The organism is Hwanghaeella grinnelliae, assembly GCF_004005845.1.
Classification (GTDB): Bacteria; Pseudomonadota; Alphaproteobacteria; order UBA8366; family Aestuariispiraceae; genus Hwanghaeella; species Hwanghaeella grinnelliae.
Genome location: NZ_SADE01000002.1, coordinates 120968 through 146449 on the forward strand (window position 1 = coordinate 120968; position 25482 = coordinate 146449).

The window sequence follows — 25482 nt, forward strand, 5'->3', positions numbered from 1 at the left end:
GGGCCTTTAACGAACGCTTTCAGCTTTGCCGACCGCGCGTGTATGTGTCCTTGCCAAACCGGTCAGCAAGGCACCGACGAGAAGTTGCGCGGAAACCCACCAGCCCTGCCACGCACCGAAACTGATCGATGAAATGGTAAGGGCCGCGACAATAAACGCGATTCCCGGCCCCAGAAGACCGGCCGGCTGCAAAAGCCGGGCGAAGCGGTATGCGGCGACGGACAATGTCAGGGCGACCAAGCCCATTCCAACCAAGCCCATTTCCAGAAAAACCTGCAGAAATGCGTTATGGGGATGCAGCGGAATCGCTTCCCCTTGTCCGGCGATGGTACCATCCGGCCGCAGGAATGTGGCCTTCGTGTCCCCACCCGGTACGGCTCGGCTGGTTCCTATCCCCCACCCAAAGACCGGACGTTCCAGCGCTTTTTCCGCACTGAAGGCCCAGATATAGGCGCGATGGCGGATTCCCGATTCCGCATTGGACGACAGCGACCATTGTCCGATTTGGGAATGAAACGCCGCCACGCCCAGTGGCTGAACCACGGTAAAAACCAGAATTGCGGCAACCGCCAGCTGGGGCCCGAATCGACGCAGAGCCATATAGACGATCCAAGCGCCAAGCCCCAGAATCAGGGCCAAGACCGACGCCTTGTTCGAAAGCAGCAGGACGGCGGCAACCGACAGAAACACCAGCGAAATCGACACCTTCCGCCCAAATCGTCCATCAATGATCGTGAAGGTCGGCAATAATAGAAGAACAAAAAGCGGGCCCGTTCGATCATAGGGGTCGCCCCCCTTTGCCAGATGCGGACCGATCGACAAACCGAGCACGGTGTCGAGAATGATAAGGCCGGATGCACAAAAGATTGCACCGGCGATGATCAAGGCGCCCCTTTTCCCGACCCTGACATTCGGCAGGACGATCGCCACCAGCGCTGCCAGGGCAATCATCAGAAACAGGCGGAGGGACCTTTCCAGGCTAAGGCCTGGGTCCAACGACCACAGAGCGCTGGCAAGCGCCCAAGCAAGCAGCGAAACACCGGCGGCGATCGGCAGGAATGACTTCGGGGCCAATTTGAAATTGCGCCAATTCAGGACAGCAATGCCCAACGCGTACAGCATGACCAACGGCGCCATGGCCTGTGGCGATAGGACCGCCGCGGCGAAACTGCCCGCGAACACCAGAACGGTGAACACATTGCCGTATATTCTAACCTTTTCAGTCACACGGACCTCAGCAGCAAAGTCGTTGGTTTGAAAACGCCGCGTCGCCTTGGCGGGAACCGGTGCCACGGGGGCGGTCTCGGCCGGCCCTTCCGGCGCGATAGGTCCGTACGCGGCAGCGCAATGATTTGCAATGCCGACTGGTCATATCCGGGCCCATACGATAAAGGAAGCGCCGACTGCGGGATCAGTCTGGCTGGTCCACAAAAATCACTCAGTTCTCAGGATTTCATCATGCCTAAGCGGGAAGACATCGACGCCGTCTTGATTATCGGAGCCGGGCCCATCGTTATCGGCCAGGCCTGCGAATTCGATTATTCCGGAACCCAGGCCTGCAAGGCGCTGCGCGAATGCGGTTACCGCGTGGTGTTGGTCAATTCGAACCCCGCGACGATCATGACCGACCCGGACACGGCGGATGCGACCTATGTAGAACCGATCACGCCGGATACGGTCGAGCGCATCCTGCAAAAGGAACGCGAAGCGCATCCCGACGAAAAAATGGTCGTGCTGCCGACCATGGGCGGGCAAACCGCTTTGAACACGGCGCTCGCCCTGGACAAATCCGGCGCCCTCGAGCGCCTGGGCGTGGAAATGATCGGCGCCAAGGCCGATGTCATCGACAAGGCTGAAGACCGGCAACGCTTCCGGGAGGCAATGGACAAGATCGGGCTGGAAAGTCCGCGCTCGAAAATGGTTTCCAACCTGGACGAGGCGCTGGCCGCGCTCGATTCAGTCGGACTACCCGCGATTATCCGGCCCTCCTTCACCTTGGGCGGCACCGGCGGTGGCATCGCCTATAACAAGGAAGAGTTCACGAACCTGATCCATACCGGTCTGCGCGCCTCGCCTGTCGGCACGGTTCTGGTCGAAGAATCGGTGCTCGGCTGGAAAGAATACGAGATGGAGGTCGTCCGCGACGGCGCGGATAACTGCATCATCATCTGTTCGATCGAAAATATCGACCCGATGGGAATCCATACCGGGGATTCGATCACCGTCGCGCCGGCCCTGACGCTGACGGACAAGGAATACCAGATCATGCGGAACGCCTCGATCGCCTGTCTGCGCGAAATCGGGGTCGATACCGGTGGCTCTAATGTGCAGTTCGCCGTCAACCCGGAGAACGGCCGTCTGGTGGTCATCGAGATGAACCCGCGGGTTTCTCGCTCCTCCGCATTGGCGTCCAAAGCGACCGGCTTCCCGATCGCGAAGGTCGCGGCGAAATTGGCCGTCGGGTATCGCCTGGACGAGTTGGACAACGACATTACCAAGATCACGCCGGCCAGCTTCGAACCGTCGATCGACTATGTCGTCACCAAGATGCCGCGCTTCACCTTCGAAAAATTCCCCGGGGCCGAGGCATTGCTGAGCACGTCGATGAAATCCGTCGGCGAGGCCATGTCGATCGGGCGGACCTTCAACGAGAGCCTTCAGAAGGCCCTTCGATCCATGGAAACGGGCCTTACCGGCCTGAACGAAGTGGTCATCGAAAACGCGGAAGATCCCGATTCGATCCGGTCCGAGCTGTCCAAACCCACGCCGAACCGCTTGTTAGTGGTCGCGCAGGCCCTTCGGCACGGGGTTTCCGAAAAAGATATTTTCAATGCCTGCAAGATCGATCCTTGGTTCATCGATAGGATCAAGGAGATCGTCGACACTGAAGAAGCGGTCCGTAAAGACGGTCTGCCGACCACGACGCAAGGCTTCCTCCAGTTGAAGAAGATCGGATTCTCGGACGCGCGGCTCGCCGAACTGGTCGAACAAACCGAAGAAGAAGTTTCCGCAGCGCGCCGGGCCCTTTCCGTGCGCCCGGTTTTCAAAAGGATCGATACCTGCGCGGGCGAATTCCCGTCGCCGACGCCGTATCTCTATTCCTGTTACGAAGGCGATGGATTCGAACAGGCGGAGTCGGAAGTCGAACCGTCAGACCAGAAGAAAATTCTTATCCTGGGCGGCGGTCCGAACCGGATCGGCCAGGGTATCGAATTCGACTATTGCTGTGTCCACGCGGCCTATGCCCTGTCCGACGCCGGTTTCGAGACCATCATGGTCAATTGCAATCCTGAGACCGTATCGACCGATTACGACACGTCCGACCGTTTGTATTTCGAACCGTTGACCGGCGAGGATGTCGTCGAAATCGTCCATGCGGAAATGGCAAAGGGCTCGGTTTACGGTGTGATCGTTCAGTTCGGCGGTCAGACGCCGCTGAAATTGGCCGCCGCGCTGGAAAAAGCCGATATTCCGATCCTCGGCACGTCGCCCGACGCGATCGATCTGGCGGAAGACCGCGAACGGTTCCAGGCCCTGCTGAAGCAGATTCAATTGAAACAGCCGCCGAACGGCACCGCCAAATCCGAAGAGCAGGCCGTGAAGATAGCCTCGGAAATCGGCTACCCCGTCGTGCTGCGGCCGTCATACGTTCTGGGCGGCCGGGCGATGGAAATCGTCCATGACGAGCCCGACCTGCGACGCTACATCAACACTGCGGTTAACGTCTCCGGCAAGAACCCCGTTCTGGTCGATTTCTACCTGCGGGACGCAATCGAAGTCGATGTCGACGCCCTGTGCGACGGCGAGGACGTCTATGTCGCCGGCGTCATGGAACATATCGAGGAAGCCGGGATCCATTCGGGCGATAGTGCCTGTTCCCTGCCGCCCTATTCATTGAAGTCCGAAATCGTCGCGGAAATGGAACGCCAGACCCGCGAACTGGCGCGGGCATTGAACGTCGTCGGCTTGATGAACGTCCAATACGCGGTCCAGGACGGGGAAGTCTTTATCCTTGAAGTCAACCCGCGGGCCAGCCGGACGGTCCCGTTCGTCGCCAAGGCGACGGGCGTGCCGATCGCGAAGATCGCGTCCCGCATCATGGCCGGTGAAAAGCTGTCCGCCTTCAATCTTGGCGCGCGGCCGGAATTTGCCCATGTCGCCGTCAAGGAAGCGGTCTTCCCGTTCAGCCGGTTCCCCGGTGTGGACGTTATGCTGGGACCGGAAATGAAGTCGACCGGTGAGGTCATGGGCCTCGATACGGATTTCTACCGTGCTTTTGCCAAGGCGCAGTTCGGGTGCGGCGCGGATCTTCCGACGGACGGCAAGATCTTCATTTCGGTGAAGGATTCCGACAAGGAAGCAATGCTGGAACCGGCAAAGGCGCTGTTGGAACTGGGCTTCGCGCTTGTCGCGACGCGCGGCACCGCGCGCTACCTGCGGGACCAGGGCCTGGAGGTCGCGGAGATCAATAAGGTTCTGGAAGGACAGCCCCATGTCGTCGATGCGATCATCGATGGTGAGGTCAAGCTTGTCCTCAATACAACAGCCGGCAAGAAGGCCATCGAGGACTCTTTCTCGCTGCGTCGGGCGGCCCTGACACGGTCGGTTCCCTACTACACCACCGTCGCGGGTATCCGGGCCGCTGCCTTCGCTATGAAGGCCGTTGCTAAAGGCGGGCTTGAAGTTGCCTCGCTTCAGTCATATTTTAAGGATGCTTCCTGACATTTTGGAAGATTGTTCCGGGCCGGCTTGACCGGCTCTATCTATTTTATGGAGGGGGGTGCGGCCAGCTACGCAATAAGAGCCGCGCACCGCTATAGGTGGGACGATGGAAAAAGTACCTATGACTTTGGAAGGCTATGAGGCCTTGCAGACCGAATTGAAGATGTTGAAGGGGACCGAGCGCCCCGCCATCATTCAGGCGATTGCAGAAGCACGCGAGCATGGCGACCTTTCCGAGAATGCGGAATACCATGCAGCGCGTGAACGCCAGAGCTTTGTCGAAGGCCGTATCGCCGAATTGGAAGACAAGACCAGCCGGGCCGAAATTATCGACCCGACGAAGCTTTCGGGCGACCAGGTCATGTTCGGCGCTACCGTCGTTATTGCCGATTGCGAAACCGACGAAGAGAAGAAATATCAGATCGTCGGCGAATCGGAATCCGATATCGCTGCGGGTAAACTGGCGGTGACGTCACCGATGGCGCGAGCGCTGATCGGCAAGTCCGTCGGCGACGCAATCGAAGTGCATTCGCCCGGCGGCACCAAGGATTATGAGATCGTCAGTGTCGAATTTAAATAATCTGAATTCCGGTCCGGCCTACTCGGCGATCGGTATGATGAGGCGCTTTCGAAAAGCGCCTTTTTCATTTTTGGCAGGAACACCGATATGTCTTTCGAATTCATAGATAATGCCGTCTCTTGGCTGAATGGCGCCACGGGCGTCGAATTCAGCCTGCATGGCTGGCTCGCCTTCATCCTGGGGGCAATCGGCGTGTTGATCTTAAATGTGGGGCTGATGTGGCTCGTGGTGCGCTCCAACCGCAATGGGCATGACGATATCGCCGATGAGGTCGGACAAACGACCGGCCATCACAAGGTGATAAAAAACTAGCTCAGCGGTTTCTTCGGCAGCGATGCGGTCCGGGCCGGTGGCCGGCAGTTCTGTCGCGACGTCTATCGTTATGCGTCGGGGCTGGTATCGATCGGCACACCGAAGGCCTGTTTGGAATGGCGAATCGTAATGGCTGAGCGCACATGCGCCACATTCTGCGCTGCCGTCAGTTCATTGGTCAGGAACCTGTTGTAGCTCGCCAAATCCTCGGCGACGACTTTCAGCAGAAAATCGGTTTCCCCCTGCAGCATGAAGCATTCGCGGACCAGCGGCCATTCGGCGACGCATTCCTCGAATCTCACCAAATCCGTTTCCGCCTGACTGGTCAGACCGACAAAAGCAAAAACCGTTACGCCGAATCCCATCAGGGACGGGTCGATATCCGCGTGATAGCCACGGATGTAGCCGGATTCTTCAAGCGCACGCACACGGCGCAGGCAGGGCGGCGCCGATATACCGGCCCGGCTGGCCAGTTCCACATTGGTCATACGACCGTCCGATTGCAGGTCATCCAGGATTCGGCGGTCGATTTGGTCCAGCTTTTCGCGGCGCACGAACGTTCCCCTTGGCGGCAAAACAAAATTAAGGTTGGGCCATTACTTGGGTCGGCGGACTGCTTTCGGCAAGCGTCCGCCACCTCTTTCGGCTGGCAACGTCGTATTACAGATCAGGGTATTTTCGCAAGATTATTATCAATTCGTTCACGCATAATTGGGCCGCTACCCTGGTAGGTCGACGGCGCAAACACGTTCGGAATGGCGCGGACCGACGGTTATTGTTAGACCGACAAGCACAGAAATCTTTTTGAACAAATCACAAAGATTATGGCCCATGCCCGCCGATGATATGACCGCACAGAAATTGAAGACCGGCCCGGAAGCCCCGGATGGCGGCAGGACGTGCTGGGTGATAACCGACGACCGGGTAGGTACCATCAACCAAGCAATCGGGTTGGCCGAAGCTGTGGGCTTTCCCTTCGAACACAAGATCATTGTCTTGCGCCAACCATGGCGTAGCCTGCCACCTGCATTCTGGCCGCCCAGTGTGTTCGGATTAAAGGGCGCGGAAAGCGCTAAGCTGACGCCACCCTGGCCGGATTTGGTAATTTCCTGTGGGCGAAAGGCCATCGGTCCGGCCCTTGCGGTGAAGCGGGCAAGCGGCGGAAAAACCAAGGCCGTGCACATTCAGCACCCACATATGCCTTTGAAGCGTTTCGACCTTGTCGCCGTACCCAGCCACGACAATTTGACGGGGCCCAATGTCATTGTCACGACGGGGGCGATCCATCGGGTTTCTAAAGCCAAATTAGCGGCGGCAAAGACCGGTTTCGCGGGCCAGTTCGACCACCTGCCGCGGCCGCTGATCGCCGTTCTGATCGGCGGCAGCAACAAGGCCTTCACGATGACTCGTGCCATCGCGGAGAGCATGGCGGCGCAAATTTCAGCCCTGGCCGGCCGGCTGGGCGCCGGGCTGCTGGTAACCGCGTCTCGCCGGACGGGGGCCGAGAACGAAGCTGTTCTGCGCCAGGCACTGAGCGGCCCCAACGTATTCTTCTGGGACGGCACGGGCGAAAACCCCTATTTCGGTTTTCTAGCCCAAGCGGATGCAATTTTGGTAACGGGCGATTCGGTCAACATGGTTTCCGAAGCCGCAAGCAGCGGCAAACCCGTCTACATCATGCCCCTGGAAACGGCGCCCGGCGCTGAGCGGGCGGCGGGCAAGTTCGATCGTTTCCAACAGCAGGTGATCGACAAGGGCGCAGCCCGCATGTTCGACGATACCGCCGATCTTGACGACCAACCCGTCCGGTTGGATGAAACGACGCGGGTCGCAGCGGCGGTAAAAAAGCTGTTTCAGTAGCCAATATCCGGCCCAAGCGGGAAGTTGCGCTGGCGGTTCCCGATTCTAGCCCCTAAAGTTTAAACACCGGGACGGCATTCCTATCGGAATGCCCGCTGGGGGAGAAACCTCAAACACCATTACCCGAGTTGGAGCGGACATCATGCCGATGGACTGGGACAAGCTTCGTGTCTTTCACGCCGTCGCGGAAGCGGGCAGCTTCACGCATGCCGGTGACACGTTGAATCTGTCACAATCCGCCGTCAGCCGGCAGATCAGCGCCTTGGAGGAAAGCGTCAAGGCACCGCTGTTTCACCGCCATGCGCGCGGCTTGATCCTGACCGAACAGGGCGAATTGCTGTATCAGACGGTAAAGGACGTTTTCCACAAGCTGTCGATGGCGCAGGCGCAGCTGGCGGAAAGCCAGGACCGGCCCACGGGACCGCTGAAGGTCACGACCACGATCGGGTTCGGATCGACCTGGCTGACCATGCATATGAAGGAATTCATCGCGCTTTACCCGGATGTGGACGTGACCCTGTTCCTGACGGATGAGGAAGTCGACCTCGGCATGCGGAAGGCGGACGTGGCCATTCGCATGAAGGAACCACGCCAACCGGACCTTATCCAACGCCCCCTGATGAATGTCAGATCGACCCTCTGGGCCACGACGGAATATCTCGACCGGCGCGGACGGCCGCAGACACCCGAAGACCTGGGCGATCACGACCTGATCGTCTTTGGCGAGGATACGCCGCTGCCGGTGGCCAGCATGAACTGGCTGCTGTCGCTTGGCGCCAATCCGCAGGAACCAAGGCGGCCAATCCTGCGAATCAACAATTCATACGGGATTTTCAGGGCGGCGCGGACCGGTCTCGGCATCGCATCGGTGCCCGAATATATGGCGCGGACGGCGCCCAATCTGGAACGCGTCCTGCCCGATGTGGATGGGCCGCAAACAAAGACCTATTTCGTCTACCCGGAAGAGCTGCGCCATTCGCAGCGCATCACCGTTTTCAGGGACTTCCTTCTGAGGAAGATCCAGGAAGAAGGCCTGTCGGAACGCTGACCAGCGCGACCAGACCGGAAAAACCAAAAACACGCTTTTCTAAGGAGGAATACCATGGACCAGGAGAAATTCGACAAAGGACTCGAGACCCGCAAAGCCGTTCTGGGCGACGAATATGTCGAGAAATCGCTTGGCAAAGCGACCGACTTCACCATGGCTTTCCAGGAATATGTCACAACCTATTGCTGGAACGACTGCTGGAATCGGGAAGGCCTGGACCGGAAAACACGCAGCATCATCAACCTGTCCATGTTGAGTGCGCTGAACCGGCCGAACGAGTTCAAAGTTCATTGCCGCGGCGCTGTAAACAACGGTGTGACCAAGGATGAAATGCGCGAGATTTTCCTTCAGATCGGGACCTATTGCGGCGTCCCCGCGGCGCTGGAAGCCTTCAAGATAGCCCAGGAAGTATTCGACGAGATGGGCGTCTAAGGATGACCAAATATCATGTCGGCCTGATCGGCCTAGGCAAGATGGGCGCGCCGATGGCCGCCAACATCGCCCGGGCGGGCTATCCATTGACCGTCTTCGACCTGAATGAAGACACGAAACGCGATGTCGCAGCCGCAACCGGCGCGACCGCTGCCCCCGATACGGTAACGCTGGCGCGTGACTGCGATGTCATCATCACCATGGTGCCGGACGGGAAGGCCGTGCGCGCCTTGCTGATCGACGGTGGCTTGGCCGATGCGGCGGGTGCGGGAACGATCGTAATCGATATGAGTTCGTCGGACCCGAACGGAACGCGGGCGCTGGGCACGGAAATGGAATCCCGTGGCCTGAAATTTATCGACGCGCCCGTTTCCGGCGGTGTAAAGGGCGCGGAAAACGGGACCCTTTCGATCATGATCGGCGGCGATCCCGCTGTGATCGACGAATGCGAAGCGCTTCTCTCCACAATGGGCGGCCAATTGTTCCGGACCGGCGCGCTGGGTTGTGGGCATGCGATGAAGGCGCTGAACAATTATGTTTCCGCGGCCGGTGCGGTCGCGGCGATCGAAGCCCTTCGCATGGGTGAAGCTTTCGGCCTGGACCCGAACCATATGGCCGACATCCTGAATGTCTCTACCGGTCGCAACAACACGACCGAAAAGAAGTTGAAACAGCACGTCATCCCAAAAACCTACGCATCCGGCTTTTCACTTGGCCTGATGACGAAGGACATCGCCACCGCGGTTGCCGTGGGCAAGGCGACGGGCCAGGACATTCCCTTCGCGGAATCCTGCCTTGCCTATTGGGCAGACGCGCTGGAGAAGATCGGACCGGATGCGGACCATACAGCCGTGGTCGACAAGCCAAAATCCTGATTAGGGCTAACTGCGGCAGTTTCCTGGAAAGGGATCAGTCCAAGCGGACGACGATCCCTTCCAGGTCCGGTGATTTCGCGGGATAGTTTTCCATCACTTTCGGATCGTGACCGGGAATGATGTGATCCCAACTGTCGGCGAGTTCCGCCACCCTGTCGTATCCGGCGAGCACGGCCTGCGGGTCGAAATAGTTCGGGAAAACCATCCGGCGTTCCAGATGCGCATAGAGATGCGCCGCATCCGAGGCCAGCACCACCCAACCGCGGCGCGTATTCACCCGCACGCATTGAAGGCCGGCGGTGTGACCGCCCAGGTGATGAACACTAAGGCCCGGCGCCAATTCATCGTCCCCATCATGGAAGACCACGCGATTGCCATAGATGTTTCGCACCATGGCGCAGACCTCATCGGGCTCGAAGAAGTGACGCTTGCGCTCGTCCAGCATGTGGCGGCCGGTCGTATAGGCCATTTCCGAATCCTGAAGATGGAACCTGGCATTGGGGAAACCGTCGAAGTTTCCGACATGGTCGTAGTGCATATGGGTGATGATGATGTCCTGGATCGACGCCGGGTCGACCCCCATCAATTGAAGCCCTTCCATGGGCGTGCGCAGAATCGTGCGTTGCCGACGCTTTCCGACCGGCGGGCTGATTCCGATATCGACCAGGAAGGTCCTGTCCCGGCCGACACAAAGCCAGACGTAGTAGCTGATCGACAACGGCCCTTCATGGGGATCGCCACCTTCCATCATGTCCGACGCCATCCGTTCTCCCAGTGCGCCATACTGGATCGCGTAAACTTCATACAAATCGGTCATGGCCCAAACCTTCCTCCAAACTTTTTTATTCTCGTTCCGGCGCGCGTCCGAGCACAAGTCAGATCAACCCCAGTTCCTTTTCAAGCGCACCACACAGCATTTGGCCCAGCGTAATGTGCATCTCTTGAATGCGCGCGGTCGTATTCGACGGGACGATCAGCAACGGTGTCGCCAAGCCGACCATGCCGCCCCCATCCCGGCCGGACAGACCTGCCGCCTGAAGTCCCATCGCCTTCGCGGTCTTCAATCCTTCAATGACATTCGGGCTGCGGCCCGATGTGGATATTCCGATGGCAAGGTCGCCCGGACGACCTAGGGCGGCGATCTGCCGCGCAAACAAGGCATCGAACCCCATATCGTTGCCGATCGCCGTCAGGGCCGAAGTGTCGGTGGTCAGCGCTATGGCCGCAATCGGTGCGCGGTCCTGCACATAGCGTACGGTCAATTCGGTCGCGATGTGCTGCGCATCCCCGGCACTGCCCCCATTGCCGAACAACAGAATTTTTCCGCCAGCTTGTGTTGCTTTCAGGCTACATTCCAATAATTCGGTAAATTCGGAACGCACCGCATCGCGCGTCGCAGCCGCGACGGCAAAATGCTCATCAAACTCTGAATCGTAAAAGTCGGGCTTCTCAGTCACATTGGCACTCCGGCAAGTGAAAGTCAGTCGGCGGCGTCGGATTGATCGTGCCGACTCCGTACAAGTATGCGGTCAAATTCAGCAAGGGTCGCCTGCACCCGGCCATAAACGGTCTCGGCGGGATAGGTCCCATCCACCGCGCGGACACCGACCGGCATGCCGAGGAACAAGGCTAGCGCATCCTCGATCGTATCCACGCTATAGATATGGAACGTGCCATCGGCAACGGCTTCACCGACCTCGGATCGCAAGACCAGATTGCGCTCATTGGCACGCGGGATCACGACGCCCTGCTTGCCCGTTAGGCCGTTTTCCTTGCAGGTGCGGTAGAAGCCTTCGATTTTATGATGCGCCCCACCAATTGCCTGGGCCATGCCGCGCTGGTTGACCGATCCGGTGATGGCAAGATCTTGACGGGCAGGCAGGTCGGAAAGGTCGGAGATGATGGCGATCAACTCCGCCAGGGAAGCACTGTCCCCTTCCACCCCGCCGTAATTCTGTTCGAAGGTGATGGAGCAATTGAACGAGACCGGCCTGGTCCGTGCGAACACCCCTGTCAGGTATCCGTGCAGAACCATCGCCCCCTTCTGCTGGATCGGGCCCGACATTTCGACGTCACGTTCGATATTGATGACGCCGCGCCGCCCGATACTGGCGCGGGCCGTAATGCGCGATGCACTGCCAAAGGTATGATCGCCGACATCCCGGACCGTCAGACCATTGACCTGCCCGACGACCGCGCCGTCGGTGTCGATCATGATCGTCTTGCGGTGAACCTGTTCCTGCAGCCTGTCTTCCACCCGCGCGTTGCGGCGGCGGCGGCGCGCAACAGCCTTTTTCAGCAAGTCGGATGTAATCACACCGTCGGCGCGGGAAGCGAGATGCACCGCTTCCGTCAAAACGTCCTCGACGATTTCCGCCTGTGCGGTGATCTTGGTGCGGTCACCCGCCCAGCGTGAAGATTGCCCCAACAGCCGCTGCACGGCTTCGTCCTCTATCGCGGACGCACCGACACGCATTGCCGTTTCCCGAATGACGGAAGACAGGGCCGCCAGGTTCTGGTCCGTGGCGTCCATATCGGGATCGATATCCGCCTTCACCTTGAAATGAGTTCTAAATTCCGGGTCGATTGAAAAGAACGCGTAATACCACCGAGGCGCCCCGACAATCACCACCTTCACATCCAGTGGGATCGGTTTCGGGTTGGGTGACCCGGTGATCTGAACGCCGCCTTGCCGATGCTGTTCCTCTATGCGGATTTCACTGTCCCGCAAGGCGCCTTTCAGGAAGGACCAACTAATGGGGTGTATCCCGATTGCCTCCGCCCTTAGCACCAGGATGCTGCCATTCGCCTTATGCAGGGCGCCCGCGCGGATCAAAGTAAAATCCGTATCCAGATAACCGCCGGTCGACCGGTACTCGATTCTGCCGAACAAATTCTCATAGAATGGATTGGCTTCCAGGACAGGTAGACATTCCTTGTCGTCGCCATGGTCCACAAGCAGGTTTACCATGTATCGACGTTCCGGCGGCTCCCTCTGTTCGACGGGCACCCCCGGCATAGCCGGCTGTTGCGGAAAGAACAGGGCCAGATTGTCGAGGATGTCTTCCCGCAACGTGATCAGCCAACGGTTCAGTCCGCCATATTTGCTGAATTCCGTATGCAACCCCTCCAACATCGCGCCAACCGCATGGTCGGCCGCCTGGCGGCGCAGCTGTTGAATATTTTCCGCCAATTCGCCCTGCATCACCGCGGCGCGGCGAAGAATGTCCCCCAGAATGGACCCGATCCGCTGCGCTTCTTCCTGCACCGCGACCCGGCGGTCTTCCGGCAGTTTGTCGATGCCGATGGGTTTCTCTTCCTCATCGAGCGCCGCGACCATCAGCCCATTGGAGGTCTGCAGGATCGTCAAACCGTGTTCCCGCGCGTCCTGGCGAAGGGCATCGACCTCTTCTTCGATTTTGTCGTGGACTTCCTTGCCGGCCCTTTCCATGGCGGTGGTGAATTCCTCACCGCCAAAGGCCTGTACCAACGCGTCACGTAGATTGGGGATTGTGCGGGCCATGGCGTCGCGGAAGGCACGCCCGACCCCTGGCGGCAGGCGGACCGGTTTGGGCCGATGGCTGCGGCGAAAATTATTCAGATAAACCCAATCGTCGGGAACGGGTTTGTCCTTCAGAAATTCCGTCAGGAAAGCCAATGTCTGGGTCATCCGGCCGCTACGGTCTTCGCCGACGACGAAAATATTGAAACCGGGCGCATCAAGGGTCAGGCCGGTCTCCAACGCCTCTCGTGCGCGCTCGTGGCTCGACAGCTCGAACAGCGTCCCTGTGGCGGTGCCGTTCGGGTCGAATTTCGGAATACCAACTTGTTCCGCCGGCAACTCGCGCGACGCCATGAACACCCCCACCTGATATCAGTTATTTTCGACAGCTTAGCCTTTATACAAGGCCCCGGAAAACCGGCAAATCGCAGCCTTTTCGAATTGGGATGCTGCGTATACTGTGCGCGCATGACAATCACGATTGCCGATATTTGCCGCTATCCCGTCAAGGGCTTGGCGGCCGATCATCCCTCCTCCGTTACGGTTGCGGCGGGTGAGGTGATTCCGTTCGACCGACGTTTCGCGCTGGCCCATGCATCCAGCCGCGTCGATAAGGCACAGCCCGATTGGGCACAGAAGAACGAATTCCTGATGCTGGCGCGCGATGAGAAATTGGCCCAGTTGGGAATCGAGTTCGACGAGGAAACGGCGGACCTTATGATCACTCGCAAGGGTCGGTCCGTCAGCCGCGGTGTTTTGACCAGTCAAACCGGCCGAAACGTGCTTCAAACCTTCCTCGCGGCCTTCATGCCGGACGGTCCGCGCGGCAAGCCGGTGATCGTCGAATCGCCGGAAGGCAAAAGCTTCTCAGACGTACCGAGCAATTTTATCTCGATCATCAATCTCGCGACGGTCAAGGATATCGAACGCGTCGTGCGGGAGCCGGTCGACCCCATGCGGTTTCGCGGCAATCTTTACGTGGAAGGCCTTCCCGCCTGGCGGGAAACAAGTTGGGTCGGTCAGGATATTTCGATCGGCAACGGCGTTGTCCTGCAGGTGCTGGAGCCGATTGGCCGATGCGCCGCCACCAATGTGGACCCAGCCACGGGGCAACGCGACCTGAACATTCCCCTGACACTGCGCAAAGGGTTCGGCCATACCAATTGCGGCGTCTATGCAAAGGTGAAAAGCGGCGGCACGATTTCGACGGGCGACACGATTACAGAACCGGCCTGAAGCCGCGCCCCACCGCTACCAAGACAACCGAGACAAAGAAAAAAGGGGAAGCTTTTAAGCTTCCCCTTCTTCGTATTCTTTTGCAGTCCGCGACGCCGTCAATCGGCAGCGTTTTCCGCGGCAGCAGCCAATTCGGCCGGCGAATTCGGCACCTTGGCGCGCGGCGCACGGCGGCGGCGCTGCGGTGCGCGTTTTGCCGGTTGCTCGCCCTCTTCGGCAGCGGCTTCGGCCGGTTCGGCCTTCCGCGCGCGTCCGTTTCCGCGGCTCTCCGTCTCTTCTTTCGAGGACTCTTCATCCTCGGCATTTTCGTTGCTTGCGCCGCTGGTAACGGTCACTTCAACCGCGGCTTCCGATTCGTTTTCGTCTTCATCCGCATCGGCCTCGGCTTCCGCCTGCATTTTCGCCATGCGGGCCTGACGGGCTTCCGCGTCCTGATTCAGGATTCGGAAATAATGCTCGGCATGCTGAAAATAACTTTCCGCGAGGACACGGTCGCCGGCAGACGTCGCATCGCGCGCCATGGTCAGATACTTTTCATTGATCTGCGCCGCCGTGCCACGAATCCGCACGCTGGGGCCATTCGAATCGAATGTCTGCCGATGACTGCCGCCACCGCCACGCCGATTGTTGTTGTTGTTATTACGATTGCGGCCACGCTTCTGGCCCTGCGATTGATTGTTCGGTCTCATGCTCTTCTTCGCAAGATAGTGATGCACCATGCGCACCGTGACTCACGTCACGTGGGCACTCCCCTCGGGCCACGGAATCTTTCCGCATCTGCCCTACCATCGGAACGGCTAGCCAAAATCCTTGTTAGGAGATCAGACCGATCCGTTCCTTCGTCCTAATGACGGAGGCCCGGTAAACATCGGGAGCACATCATCCACGGCTGCAGGCAACTGCAATCGATGCTCTTCTCAATGTCCGGAACACCTTCAACCTAGCCGCCGAAGCCCGTATTTCCAAGCGTTTTTTGCATCTGCGTCTATCCGGGCCATTGCGCGGAAATACAACGTTCGATCCCAGCGAGGTCTTGGCGTACCCGGATACGCGAAAACCCCTCCCTCACGCAGAAGGACGAGACCTCGGAAGCTTGGCGCGCGCCGACCTCCAGGGCCAGAAAACCACCCGGTTTCAGCGCGTCTTTCGCCGCAGGGATAATCGCCCGGTAGCATTCCAACCCATCCGCACCGCCATCCAAGGCCCGCATAGGGTCATGATCCCGAACTTCCCGGTCGAGCGCCTGTATATCGCCGCTTTTAATATAAGGTGGGTTTGAAACGATCAGGTCGAATCGGCCCGTCACGCCTGCGAACCAGTTTCCCACAAAGGCTTGCACCCGGTCGTCCAACCCGAATTCCTGGGCATTGGACAAGGTCGCATCCACCGCCCCATCGCTGATATCCACACCGACCCCATGTGCGGCGGGAAATTCCCGTAACAAGGACAGCAGCAGGCAGCCGCTGCCAACGCCGAGGTCTAGTATCCGCTCGACATGCGCGCGGTCCGGCAACAGGTCCAGCGCTTCTTCGATAACTGTTTCCGTATCCGGGCGGGGATCGAGCGTATCGGGACCGATCAGGAAGTCGTCTTTCCAGAAGCCCCGCCGCCCGACAATACGGGACACCGGTTCACCCGAGGCACGCCGCTTAATCGCTGTCCATGCCCGATCCGAATTGGACAGTTCCCTTTCGGGATAAGCGACAAGCGTTTCACCAGAAACCCCTTCAGTGAAAGCCAGCAGCAGGCGTGCTTCACGTCTTGGATCCTGATTGCCGGCTTCCTTTAGAAGACGGGCGGCATCCGCCAAAAAACCGTCGACCGTCGTCACGTCCGGGCTCCACTATGCCGGCAGATCACGCCGCATCTTCCGACAAGGCGGCCAATCGCGCGGATTGTTCTTCCAGGATCAGCGCGTCCAGCACTTCGTCCAGCGCCTCGCCTTCCAAGACCTTGTCCAGCTTGTACAGCGTGAGATTGATGCGGTGGTCGGTAACGCGGCCTTGCGGGAAGTTATAGGTGCGGATGCGTTCGGAACGGTCGCCTGAGCCGACCTGGCCTTTCCGGTCCGCGGCGCGCTCCGACTCCTGCCGTTCGCGCTCATGCTCATAAAGCCTGGCCATCAACACCTTCATCGCCTTCGCGCGGTTCTTGTGCTGGGATTTCTCGTCCTGGCACTGCACGACGATCCCGGACGGCATATGGGTGATGCGGACCGCACTGTCCGTCGTGTTGACGTGCTGACCGCCCGCCCCTTGGGACCGATAGGTATCGACGCGCAGGTCCTTCTCGTCGATGTGGATATCGACCTCTTCCGCTTCCGGCAGAACCGCCACCGTCGCAGCGGAGGTATGGATACGGCCGCCGCTTTCCGTGACCGGAACCCGCTGCACCCGATGGACGCCGGATTCGTACTTCATGCGGGCATAGACATCGCCACCGCTGATCGACGCGACGATCTGACTGTACCCGCCGATATCGTTTTCACTGATATCGATGGCTTCCATGCGCCAGCCGTTCAGCGCCGCGTATTTCTGATACATCCGGTAAAGGTCGCCGGCGAACAACGCGGCCTCATCGCCGCCCGTTCCGGCCCTGATTTCGATGATGACGTTGCGCGCATCGGCCTCGTCCTTCGGCAACAGCATCAATTGCAGTTGATGTTCGATTTCCGGCAGGCGTTCTTTCAGGTCGTTGGCTTCCTCGCGCGCCATTTCGCGCATTTCCGCATCCGTCGACTTGTCCGCCAGCAATTCTTCAAGATCGGCGCGCTCCTGCTCAGCGGATTGAAACGCCTCAATCTTTTCAACTATTGGGGAAATATCCGCATATTCCTTGGAAAGCGCAGTGAATTCCTGGGCATCCAGATTGCCCGCCGCCATTCGGTCCGACAATTCCTGCGCCCGGGCCGTTACCCGCTGCAACCTATCACGCCAACTCATTCTACAGACCCATCGTCTTTCCGGCCTTCGCCGTTGGATTCACCATCGAATTGCCCGCCTGCGGAATCTTCCAGCCGAAGATTGAACAGCCGCGCAACCACCCGGTTTACCGTTATCGTATCCCGCAAATCCGCCACGCCCCCTTGCGCCGCCACGTCGCGCAGGACTTTGCTGGGTGAATGCAGAAGATGATTGATCAGCAGCCGGGTGGCTTCTTCCGCATCGGCATTGGCATGATGTTCTATCACATGCCGCCTGACGTCCTCGAAATGCTGGCGAAGGGCGACAAGCCCCGGAACACCTTCCTGCGCCGCCAGCGATTTCTGGAAGCTAACCACCCGTTCGTCAACCATTCTCGCGGCATCGTTGGCTTGTTCGTGGCGGCCGAACTTCCCTTCCCGCGCCATGCGCTCCAGGTCCGCCAACGTATATCGGAACGCGCCGTCCAGATCGTCGACCGCCGGGTCCACGTCTTCCGGGCTGCCGCAATCGAACAGGATGATGGGCAGGCCGCGGCGCTGGCGCAGGGCCCCCGCGGCAAGCGCCCTGTCGACAAGGAACCGACCGGAGCCTGATGCGGTGATCACGGCATCGGCCTCAGCCAAGGCATCGGGCAGGGAGTCGAAAGGGGTGAAATGACATTGAGCCCGCCCCGCTGCTCTTTCTGTACGGCGCGACGGCCCGGTCAGAACGCATTCCTGAACGCCGGCCAGGCGAAACTGTTCCAACAGCAGAGCGCCGGTATCCCCCAACCCGATCACCAAAAGGCGGATCTTCGCCGGGTCGCCGTGCAGGTCCCGGGCGATTTGAACGGCAGCGGACGCAACGGTTACGGCCCCTTCGCCGATCCTGGTTTCCGTGCGAACCTGTTTCGCCAGTGAAAAGGTCGCCTGGTAAAGGGTGTCCAAATCGGCGCCGATCATTTCCACGTCCCGCGACTGCGCGAAGGCGTGCTTTACCTGTCCCAGCACCTGGCTTTCGCCCACGACCTGACTTTCAAGCGCGCAGGCGACACGGAAGATATGGCGGACCGCGTCCTGGTCATAGCGCCGGAATAACTGTTCCTCGACGGCATTGCGGCGCCGTCCCGTGCACTCCGCAACCACGTCTTCAACCATACGCACCCCCTGTTCCGGGTCGGACAAGGCTAGATGAAATTCGACACGGTCACAGGTGGAAAGGATCACGGCCTGCCGGATGTCGCTGTCGCGCAACTTCGCAAGCATCCCGGCGCGGCCTTCGTCATCGACGAACAGTCGGTCGCGGAACGCGGCATCGGCTGTCTGATGGCTTGCGCCGACAACCGCGTAACGGGGGCTTTCCCGGAATCCTGCTGCATCCGTCATGCGGGCAGTATCCGCCCGGTCACATCGGTGGCGCAAGCCGCGCGGCAAGACCGTCCATCGGGGCTTCGATCTGTTCCCCGGTGGCGAGGTCCTTGATCTGCACCACACCGCGCGCCAACTCGTCATCACCCAGGATCACCGCCTGGCTGGCATTGACCTTGTCGGCCCGCTTCATCCGCTTCTTCATATTACCGCCGAAGGCCATATCCACCTGGACACCCGCGTGGCGCAAGGTTTCGGCCAATTTCAGCATCTGCCGCTCGGCCGCTTCGCCCATCGGGACCAAAGCGACGGGGCGGGCGCCCCCTTCCGGTTCGGTCGCCAGCATCGACAGGCGTTCGATCCCAGCGGCCCAGCCCACGCCCGGCGTCGGTTGCCCGCCCATCATTTCCATCAGCCCGTCATACCGTCCGCCAGCCATCACCGCGCTTTGCGATCCCAGTTCCGTCGTCGTGAATTCGAATGCCGTATGACAATAATAATCCAACCCACGGACCAAACGCGGATTCAGGCGATAGCCGATCCCGATATCGTCCAATCCCTGGCGCACCGTCGCGAAGAATTCCTGACTTTCCTGATTGAGATAGTCCGAGAAGACCGGCGCATCGACGATCAGCTTCCGGTCTCCCTCATCCTTCGAATCCAGGATGCGCAACGGGTTGCGGTTCAGGCGGTCGCGGGAATCTTCGGACAGGCTATCCTTGTGATCGCTAAAATACTCGACCAGCGCGTTGCGGTATTCCGTCCGGCTCGCCGTGTCGCCCAGCGTGTTCAGCTCCAGTTCCGTCCGGCCCAGAATACCCAGGCGGTCCAGAATGGCCGCACCGCAGGCAATCACTTCGATATCCGCTTGGGGTTGCGGTGCGCCGATCAGTTCGATCCCGATCTGGTGGAATTGACGCAACCTGCCTTTCTGCGGCCGTTCATAGCGGAACATCGGCCCGCCATAGAAATACCGGACCGGGGCATGTTGGGCGAGGCCGTTGGACATGAAGGCACGGCAGACGCCGGCCGTGTTCTCCGGCCGCAGCGTGATCTCGTCCCCGCCCTTGTCGGTAAAGGTATACATTTCCTTCGTGACGACGTCGGACGTATCGCCCAGGGTGCGTTTGAACACCTGGGTAAATTCAAAGATCGGCGTCGACATGAACTCATAGCCATACAGCGACGACACACCGGCCGCATTGTCGATGACATGGCGGTGGCGCCGATGGTCTTCGGGCAAAAGGTCATGCGTGCCACGGACAGGCTGTAACGCCGCCATACGACTACTCCAACTGTGTTTCAGGTTTCCGGTTATTCCGCCGCGGCCGCTTCCAGCCGCTCTTGTTCGATTTCCGCCGCCTTGGCTTCGACCAATCCGACCAGATGGTCGACGATGCCTTCGTCCTTCAGGCGATGGGCCGGCTGCCCGGCGATGTAGACTTGATGGGTTCCCTTGCCGCCGCCGGTGAAACCGATATCGGTTTCCCGCGCCTCGCCAGGCCCGTTGACCACACAGCCGATCACCGAAACGGTCATCGGCGTCGTAATATGGGAAAGCTTCTCCTCCAGGACCCGAACGGTCTCGATCACGTCGAACTGCTGACGCGCGCAGGAGGGGCAGGAAATCACGTTGACGCCGCGATAGCGCAGGCCCAGCGATTTCAGGATGTCGAAGCCGACCTTCACTTCCTCGACCGGGTCGGCCGACAGCGAAACACGGATCGTATCGCCGATCCCCGCCCAAAGCAGAGACCCGATCCCGATGGAACTCTTGATCGTACCGGTTCGCAGGCCGCCCGCTTCCGTCACGCCGAGATGCAGGGGATAGTCGCAGGCTTCCGCCAGGCCCTGATAGGCGGCGGCGGCGAGAAACACGTCGGAGGCTTTCACGCTGATCTTGAAGTCGAAGAAATCGTTGTCTTCCAATATCTTCGCGTGTTCCAGCGCGCTTTCCACCATCGCTTCGGGGACCGGTTCGCCGTATTTCTCCAGCAGGTGGCGCTCAAGCGAGCCGGCATTGACGCCGATCCGCATGCTGCATCCGTGATCCTTGGCCGCCTTGACGACTTCGCGGACCCGTTCGGCGCTTCCGATATTACCCGGATTGATCCGCAGGCAGGCGGCGCCCGCCTCGGCCGCTTCGATCGCGCGCTTGTAGTGGAAATGAATGTCCGCGACGACGGGCACCTGAATCTGCGGGATGATTTTCGCGAGCCCATCGGTCGAGGCTTCGTCGGGGCAGGAAATCCGGATGATGTCGACCCCGGCCTCTTCGCATCGGCGCACCTGCGCGACCGTCGCGTCGACATCGGCGGTCAACGTATTGGTCATGGTCTGCACGGTGATGGGCGCATCGCCACCCACGGGCACGGACCCAACCATGACCTGACGGGATTTGCGGCGATAGATATCGCGATAGGGACGCACACTCATAGTGTTGACCTGTTCGGTGATGCTCCGTTCCGGACGCTCCGCTACCGAACACAATGTGCCTCGAGGCTCTCTCCACACAGGCGCGGTTCGGCCGGATGGGCCGGGTGGTTGGGAAAATGCGTGCAGGGCCTGAAAAGATCAAGGGCCCTCAACGTATCAAGGGCCCTTAACATCGCTTATTGGATCCGCTTTATGGACTACTGTGCCTTCAGCAAGGCATCTGGTTCCAAAACGACATCGCGGCGCACATCGCCAATTTCACCGATCGGCGGGGCTGTCTTGCCGTCGACCGTGAATTCCAGGCCGCCGGCGCTGCCCGTGACCAAAGTGATGCCCGGTTGGTCGGGAACCTTGAACGTATCGCCAACCCGCAACAAGCGGTTCAGCAAAACTTCACCATCGGCAGCGGTGATCTCAACCCATGCCGGTGAGGTGGCCTTGATGACAATCCGCGAGACACCGGTATCGGCGCCGAACGCGGCCGGTTCCGAACCGCCGACCGTCGGCAATTCGGTATCTGTTTCCGGAACCGCGGCCTGTTGCACGGTTTCCGTTGCTGCCGTTGCGGGCGCCGTGGTTTCTTCGACCGCCGCCGGTTCTTCGGCCACCACCGGATTTACCACCGGATTAACCACGGGATTAACCACCGGGGCCGGTTCCGCCGTCTCGACGGCAGTGGCGGCCACAGTTTCGGCCTGTTCCACGGCAGGTTCTTGTTGCGTCGCCGCCGGCGCCTCCGCAACTGGCGTCTCCGGTACGGCAGCCTCAACCGTTTCTTCTGCCCGCGCTGCGGCGGGTTCGGCGGATTCAGCCGTTACAGCGACTGATTCCGCAATCGTTTCGGTCTGGTTCGTCGCTTCGGTCACCGGCGCGGATGCGATCGTTTCATTCACGATCGTCGGCTGTTCGGTTGTCGTCGTCTCCGGCGTCTCCGTTACCGGGGTCGGCACCGTCGCTGTTTGCGATGTAGATGCTGCCTCAGGGGCGGCACCTGGGACGGCAGCTTCGGGCGCGGTTTCAGGCGCAGCGGCACGCTCTTCGGCAGCTGGAACGGCCGGTTCAACCGTGGACTTGGACAACAATTGGGTTAGTGCTTCCGGCAGGGGCGGGACCAATTCGATCGTTTCGCGATCCTTGTTGGACACGTACAGCCAGCCGCCATAGGCACCGGCGAGCATCAAGATCGCAATTACAATGACCGACACAGTCGGCCCGCGGCTGCCGGGCATCGGTTCGGGAAAGACCAACTGGGTCCGGTCTTCGAATTCCGCAGCTTCCTGTTTGAACTTGGCGACGACTTTCGGAACGTCGAGGTCCATCAATTCCGCATAAGTGCGGACGAAACCGATCGCGTAAGTCGACCCGGGCAGATCACCCAACCGACCTTCCTCAATCGCTTCGATATAAGTGCGCCTGATACGGAGCTGCGCTGCGACATCGGCGTAGTCCATGCCATGCGCCATGCGCGCTTCGGTCAGGATCTCCCCGACAGTGCGGTTATCCACAACCGTCTTGAGTTCCGTTCTAATGGAATCGTTCGCGGCTTCTTTCGCCGCACCGCCTCTAGCCATCGTACTATCCAATCGTCAGACCGACGCACGGCCATGTTTGGATCGATCCGTGCAATTCGCGAAGGATAACCAAGTCGTCGTCGGCACTCGTAAAGATATCGTCAGTACTTAACGTAAACCACTGTTGACCGATCACTCACCCACCAGTAGCACAAAGAGTTCATTAAAAGCAACGCACTAAATGTGAACATTAAGTTTGAACCTTATGGTCCTTCGCGTAAGAGGCCAAGTAACTGCGTAATGAATGATGGTGGCTATTCATTATACTCTCTATGAAACCGGTCAGGTTTTCACATTGAACACTACGAACCATTGCCCTAACAGGGCCTACAGAACTTGCGTTCATTGATAACCGTCTGAACCCCAGACCGATCAGCGCCAGCGCCTCCAGCGGCGACCCGGCCATTTCCCCGCACAGCGCCAGCGGCACATCCGCTTCCGCGCAAGCATCCACGACGGTCTTCAGCATCCGCAGCATCCCGGGCGCCAACGGGTCGTACCGGCCATCCAGCTTCGGATTGCCGCGGTCGCTGGCGAACAGGAATTGCTGCAAGTCGTTCGACCCTACCGAGACGAAATCCACCCGCGACAACAGGGTCGGCAATTGGAACAACAGCGCCGGCACTTCCAGCATCGTCCCGACAGAGATTTGCGACGGCAGATCGACCCCTTTTTCCGCGGCCCTCTTCAACTCCAGGTCCATTACCGCCCGGGCGGCATCGAATTCCGAGACTTCAGCAACCATCGGGAACATGACATGAAGCGGACGCCCGGACGCGGCGCCGATAAGGGCGCGAAGCTGCTGCCGCAGCATATAGGGCCGATCCAACCCGATCCGCAGGGCACGCCAGCCAAGGGCCGGATTTTCCTCCTCCGACTCGCGGACATAGGAAGGGATCTTGTCCCCGCCGATATCGAGCGTCCGGAAGACGACCTGCTTGTCCCCGGCTTGGTCCAGGATGTTCTGGTAGAGCTTCTGCTGCTCATCCACATTCGGAAAGCCCGAGCGGACCATGAAAGGGACTTCGGTCCGGTAAAGCCCAATCCCCACCGCGCCGCTTTCTTCCAGATGCGGTACGTCGATCAAAAGCCCCGCATTGATGAACAGGTCGATATCGACCCCGTCCAGCGTGACCGACGGTTTGCTGCGGTCGCGCATATAGGCCGCGCGCTGTTCCGCATAAAGGTCCATGGATTCCGAGAAGACGCGCTGAAAGTCTTCGCCCGGCCGGATGAAGCAGACGCCGTTCTGCCCATCGACCACGATGCGGTCCAGCGGTTCGATCCGCGATACGCACCCGCGCACCCGCCCGACCACCGGAATGTCGAGGGCCCGCGCGACGATAGCGACATGCGAAACCACGGACCCTTCTTCCAGAACCACGCCGCGCAATTTCGTATGGTCGTAGTCCAGCAGTTCAGCCGGTCCCAATTGTCTGGCTACGAGAATGGCATTGTCCGGCAATTCCACGCCGGACGGCCCCATATCGCCGGACAGATGCTGCTGCAGGCGGTTGGTCAGTTCTTCAAAATCAGCCAAACGTTCGCGGATATAGGGATCCTGAACCACCGCCATCCGCGCCCGTGTATCATTCTGTACGCGGGCCACCGCGGCTTCGGCCGTCAGGCCGGTACCGATCGCTTCGCGGATGCGTCGGATCCACCCTCGGTCCTCGGCCACCATGCGGAAGGTCCGCAGGATGTCGAGGTGGTCGCTTGCCGTTTCCCCGTCAAACCGCGCGATCAGCAGGTCAAGGGCGGAGTGCATCTCCGACATCGCCTCGTCGATACGCTCAAGCTCCGCGTCCTCATCCTCGGCAATCGGGTCGGTGATGGTGATCGAGGGTTGATGCAGAACCGCATTACCGAGCGCCAGACCGGGCGAAATCCGGATCCCTTCCAAACGCAGCGGCTTCAGCGCCAAGCCATCGACCGGCTGCTGCTCCTGGGCGCTGATCACTTCGCCGGTCGCGAGCATTTCGGCAATGACCATACCCACGGTCTCGAGGGTTTCTACTTCCTCCTCGGCATATTCCCTTTGGGTCCGGTTCTGAATGGCCAACACGCCGAGCACCCGCCCGCCCCGCAGGATCGGAACGCCGAGCATGGATTGATAGATTTCTTCCCCGGTTTCCGGGCGGTAGGCAAAGTTCGGATGTTTCTGCGCCTCGGCCAAGGCAATCGGCCGGGCGGAGGCCGCGACCACACCGACGATACCTTCGCCGAACCGAAAGCGGATTTTGTGGACGGCGTCCGGATGCAGGCCTTCCGTGGCGAAAAGCTCGATAACCTCGCCGGCGCGGCGGACATAGATCGAGCACACTTCGGCGACCATGTCGCGGGCGATGATCTGGGCGATGAGGTCAAGACGCTCCTGTGCGCTGCCGGACCCCGCCATGACGTCCCGCAATCGCCGCAGCAACAGGCGGGACCCCGCCCATGTCGCCCTTTGCGCCATTCAGCCCTCCAAACGATGTCCCACCATGGATCATCGCTACATTACAGCCACCCGATTCACCCCCCGGAATCAAATACGGCGGAGCACGGCATTCATTTCCGTCCATGCCCCGCCCCGGCCGATTTCAACCGGCTCATTTTGCTTTAGCACAACGCTTTTTCGCGCGCCGTAACGACACCT

At 59.8% G+C, this 25482-nt stretch carries 21 protein-coding genes; 8 read left to right on the forward strand and 13 right to left on the reverse strand.

All coding sequences use genetic code 11. The annotated features are described in order from the left end of the window. Positions 1-6: 6 nt before the first annotated feature. Complete coding sequence (locus EOI86_RS11280) at positions 7-1293, reverse strand: O-antigen ligase family protein (protein ID WP_127765318.1); 1287 nt, start codon at positions 1291-1293, stop codon at positions 7-9. Positions 1294-1458: 165 nt separating this feature from the next. Here EOI86_RS11280 and carB point away from each other — a divergent pair, with 165 nt between their 5' ends. The 3 genes from carB to EOI86_RS11295 all read left to right on the forward strand — a co-directional run bounded on the left by carB (position 1459) and on the right by EOI86_RS11295 (position 5614). Continuing rightward, a complete protein-coding gene (gene carB, locus EOI86_RS11285; protein WP_127765319.1) occupies positions 1459-4722 on the forward strand; it encodes a carbamoyl-phosphate synthase large subunit in 3264 nt (1087 codons plus the stop codon). Positions 4723-4828: 106 nt separating this feature from the next. After that, a complete protein-coding gene (greA, locus tag EOI86_RS11290) occupies positions 4829-5302 on the forward strand; it encodes a transcription elongation factor GreA (protein ID WP_127765320.1) in 474 nt (157 codons plus the stop codon). A gap of 87 nt (positions 5303-5389) precedes the next feature. Further along, positions 5390-5614 carry a hypothetical protein gene (locus EOI86_RS11295; RefSeq protein ID WP_127765321.1) on the forward strand — a complete coding sequence of 75 codons (225 nt, stop codon included), beginning with the start codon at positions 5390-5392 and terminating at the stop codon, positions 5612-5614. Positions 5615-5682: 68 nt separating this feature from the next. Here the strand turns inward: EOI86_RS11295 and EOI86_RS11300 are convergent, their stop codons facing one another. Next, positions 5683-6168: an Lrp/AsnC family transcriptional regulator gene (locus tag EOI86_RS11300; protein WP_127765322.1), complete on the reverse strand. Its 486-nt coding sequence runs from the start codon at positions 6166-6168 to the stop codon at positions 5683-5685. Positions 6169-6445: 277 nt separating this feature from the next. Here EOI86_RS11300 and EOI86_RS11305 point away from each other — a divergent pair, with 277 nt between their 5' ends. The 4 genes from EOI86_RS11305 to EOI86_RS11320 all read left to right on the forward strand — a co-directional run bounded on the left by EOI86_RS11305 (position 6446) and on the right by EOI86_RS11320 (position 9829). Further along, positions 6446-7474: a mitochondrial fission ELM1 family protein gene (locus EOI86_RS11305; protein WP_127765323.1), complete on the forward strand. Its 1029-nt coding sequence runs from the start codon at positions 6446-6448 to the stop codon at positions 7472-7474. 148 nt (positions 7475-7622) lie between these two features. After that, positions 7623-8522 (forward strand): LysR family transcriptional regulator, encoded by a 900-nt coding sequence (locus EOI86_RS11310; RefSeq protein ID WP_127766354.1) that lies wholly within the window; start codon positions 7623-7625, stop codon positions 8520-8522. Between the two features lie 54 nt (positions 8523-8576). Then, positions 8577-8954, forward strand: coding sequence for a carboxymuconolactone decarboxylase family protein (locus tag EOI86_RS11315; RefSeq protein WP_127765324.1), 378 nt, complete (start codon positions 8577-8579; stop codon positions 8952-8954). A 2-nt stretch (positions 8955-8956) separates the two neighbouring features. Beyond that, complete coding sequence (locus EOI86_RS11320; protein ID WP_127765325.1) at positions 8957-9829, forward strand: NAD(P)-dependent oxidoreductase; 873 nt, start codon at positions 8957-8959, stop codon at positions 9827-9829. A 34-nt stretch (positions 9830-9863) separates the two neighbouring features. On the opposite strand, the gene EOI86_RS11325 is transcribed toward EOI86_RS11320, so the two are convergent. Genes EOI86_RS11325 through EOI86_RS11335 form a run of 3 tightly spaced genes read right to left on the reverse strand, consistent with a single transcriptional unit; the run spans position 9864 to position 13685 of the window. Next, complete coding sequence (locus EOI86_RS11325) at positions 9864-10646, reverse strand: N-acyl homoserine lactonase family protein (protein WP_127765326.1); 783 nt, start codon at positions 10644-10646, stop codon at positions 9864-9866. 58 nt (positions 10647-10704) lie between these two features. Continuing rightward, positions 10705-11286, reverse strand: a complete 582-nt coding sequence (locus tag EOI86_RS11330) for a D-sedoheptulose 7-phosphate isomerase (RefSeq protein WP_127765327.1) — start codon at positions 11284-11286, stop codon at positions 10705-10707. A gap of 23 nt (positions 11287-11309) precedes the next feature. After that, complete coding sequence (locus tag EOI86_RS11335; protein ID WP_127765328.1) at positions 11310-13685, reverse strand: Lon protease family protein; 2376 nt, start codon at positions 13683-13685, stop codon at positions 11310-11312. Between the two features lie 114 nt (positions 13686-13799). Between EOI86_RS11335 and EOI86_RS11340 the strand changes: the two genes are divergently transcribed. Then, positions 13800-14567 (forward strand): MOSC domain-containing protein, encoded by a 768-nt coding sequence (locus EOI86_RS11340; protein WP_127765329.1) that lies wholly within the window; start codon positions 13800-13802, stop codon positions 14565-14567. 98 nt (positions 14568-14665) lie between these two features. Here EOI86_RS11340 and EOI86_RS11345 read toward each other — a convergent pair whose 3' ends face one another. The 8 genes from EOI86_RS11345 to ptsP form a co-directional block, all read right to left on the reverse strand. After that, entirely contained in the window at positions 14666-15256 is a 591-nt protein-coding gene (locus tag EOI86_RS11345) for a DUF4167 domain-containing protein (protein WP_127765330.1), read from the reverse strand. A gap of 296 nt (positions 15257-15552) precedes the next feature. Next, entirely contained in the window at positions 15553-16398 is an 846-nt protein-coding gene (gene prmC / locus EOI86_RS11350; RefSeq protein WP_127765331.1) for a peptide chain release factor N(5)-glutamine methyltransferase, read from the reverse strand. Between the two features lie 25 nt (positions 16399-16423). After that, complete coding sequence (gene prfA, locus EOI86_RS11355) at positions 16424-17509, reverse strand: peptide chain release factor 1 (RefSeq protein ID WP_127765332.1); 1086 nt, start codon at positions 17507-17509, stop codon at positions 16424-16426. After that, entirely contained in the window at positions 17506-18855 is a 1350-nt protein-coding gene (gene hemA, locus EOI86_RS11360; RefSeq protein ID WP_161973797.1) for a glutamyl-tRNA reductase, read from the reverse strand. Before hemA ends, prfA begins: the two co-directional genes overlap by 4 nt. Positions 18856-18874: 19 nt before the next feature. Beyond that, positions 18875-20119: a histidine--tRNA ligase gene (hisS, locus tag EOI86_RS11365; protein WP_127765334.1), complete on the reverse strand. Its 1245-nt coding sequence runs from the start codon at positions 20117-20119 to the stop codon at positions 18875-18877. A 32-nt stretch (positions 20120-20151) separates the two neighbouring features. Further along, positions 20152-21273, reverse strand: coding sequence for a flavodoxin-dependent (E)-4-hydroxy-3-methylbut-2-enyl-diphosphate synthase (gene ispG / locus EOI86_RS11370; protein ID WP_127765335.1), 1122 nt, complete (start codon positions 21271-21273; stop codon positions 20152-20154). Positions 21274-21470: 197 nt separating this feature from the next. Next, the gene (locus tag EOI86_RS11375) at positions 21471-22844 is read right to left on the reverse strand and encodes a helix-turn-helix domain-containing protein (RefSeq protein WP_127765336.1); all 1374 of its coding nucleotides are present in this window, start codon (positions 22842-22844) and stop codon (positions 21471-21473) included. Between the two features lie 190 nt (positions 22845-23034). After that, positions 23035-25302, reverse strand: coding sequence for a phosphoenolpyruvate--protein phosphotransferase (gene ptsP / locus EOI86_RS11380; RefSeq protein WP_127765337.1), 2268 nt, complete (start codon positions 25300-25302; stop codon positions 23035-23037). Positions 25303-25482: the final 180 nt, after the last annotated feature.

Excerpts from the sequence above, each read along its gene's own strand:
- hisS (WP_127765334.1), bottom strand. The coding sequence starts at position 20,119 with ATGGCGGCGTTACAGCCTGTCCGTGGCACGCATGACCTTTTGCCCGAA.
- ptsP (WP_127765337.1), bottom strand. The coding sequence starts at position 25,302 with ATGGCGCAAAGGGCGACATGGGCGGGGTCCCGCCTGTTGCTGCGGCGA.
- EOI86_RS11345 (WP_127765330.1), bottom strand. The coding sequence starts at position 15,256 with ATGAGACCGAACAATCAATCGCAGGGCCAGAAGCGTGGCCGCAATCGT.
- EOI86_RS11310 (WP_127766354.1), top strand. The coding sequence starts at position 7,623 with ATGGACTGGGACAAGCTTCGTGTCTTTCACGCCGTCGCGGAAGCGGGC.
- EOI86_RS11325 (WP_127765326.1), bottom strand. The coding sequence starts at position 10,646 with ATGACCGATTTGTATGAAGTTTACGCGATCCAGTATGGCGCACTGGGA.
- EOI86_RS11320 (WP_127765325.1), top strand. The coding sequence starts at position 8,957 with ATGACCAAATATCATGTCGGCCTGATCGGCCTAGGCAAGATGGGCGCG.
- EOI86_RS11340 (WP_127765329.1), top strand. The coding sequence starts at position 13,800 with ATGACAATCACGATTGCCGATATTTGCCGCTATCCCGTCAAGGGCTTG.
- EOI86_RS11375 (WP_127765336.1), bottom strand. The coding sequence starts at position 22,844 with ATGGCTAGAGGCGGTGCGGCGAAAGAAGCCGCGAACGATTCCATTAGA.
- EOI86_RS11295 (WP_127765321.1), top strand. The coding sequence starts at position 5,390 with ATGTCTTTCGAATTCATAGATAATGCCGTCTCTTGGCTGAATGGCGCC.
- hemA (WP_161973797.1), bottom strand. The coding sequence starts at position 18,855 with ATGACGGATGCAGCAGGATTCCGGGAAAGCCCCCGTTACGCGGTTGTC.
- carB (WP_127765319.1), top strand. The coding sequence starts at position 1,459 with ATGCCTAAGCGGGAAGACATCGACGCCGTCTTGATTATCGGAGCCGGG.
- EOI86_RS11335 (WP_127765328.1), bottom strand. The coding sequence starts at position 13,685 with ATGGCGTCGCGCGAGTTGCCGGCGGAACAAGTTGGTATTCCGAAATTC.
- greA (WP_127765320.1), top strand. The coding sequence starts at position 4,829 with ATGGAAAAAGTACCTATGACTTTGGAAGGCTATGAGGCCTTGCAGACC.
- EOI86_RS11315 (WP_127765324.1), top strand. The coding sequence starts at position 8,577 with ATGGACCAGGAGAAATTCGACAAAGGACTCGAGACCCGCAAAGCCGTT.
- EOI86_RS11305 (WP_127765323.1), top strand. The coding sequence starts at position 6,446 with ATGCCCGCCGATGATATGACCGCACAGAAATTGAAGACCGGCCCGGAA.
- ispG (WP_127765335.1), bottom strand. The coding sequence starts at position 21,273 with ATGAGTGTGCGTCCCTATCGCGATATCTATCGCCGCAAATCCCGTCAG.
- prfA (WP_127765332.1), bottom strand. The coding sequence starts at position 17,509 with ATGAGTTGGCGTGATAGGTTGCAGCGGGTAACGGCCCGGGCGCAGGAA.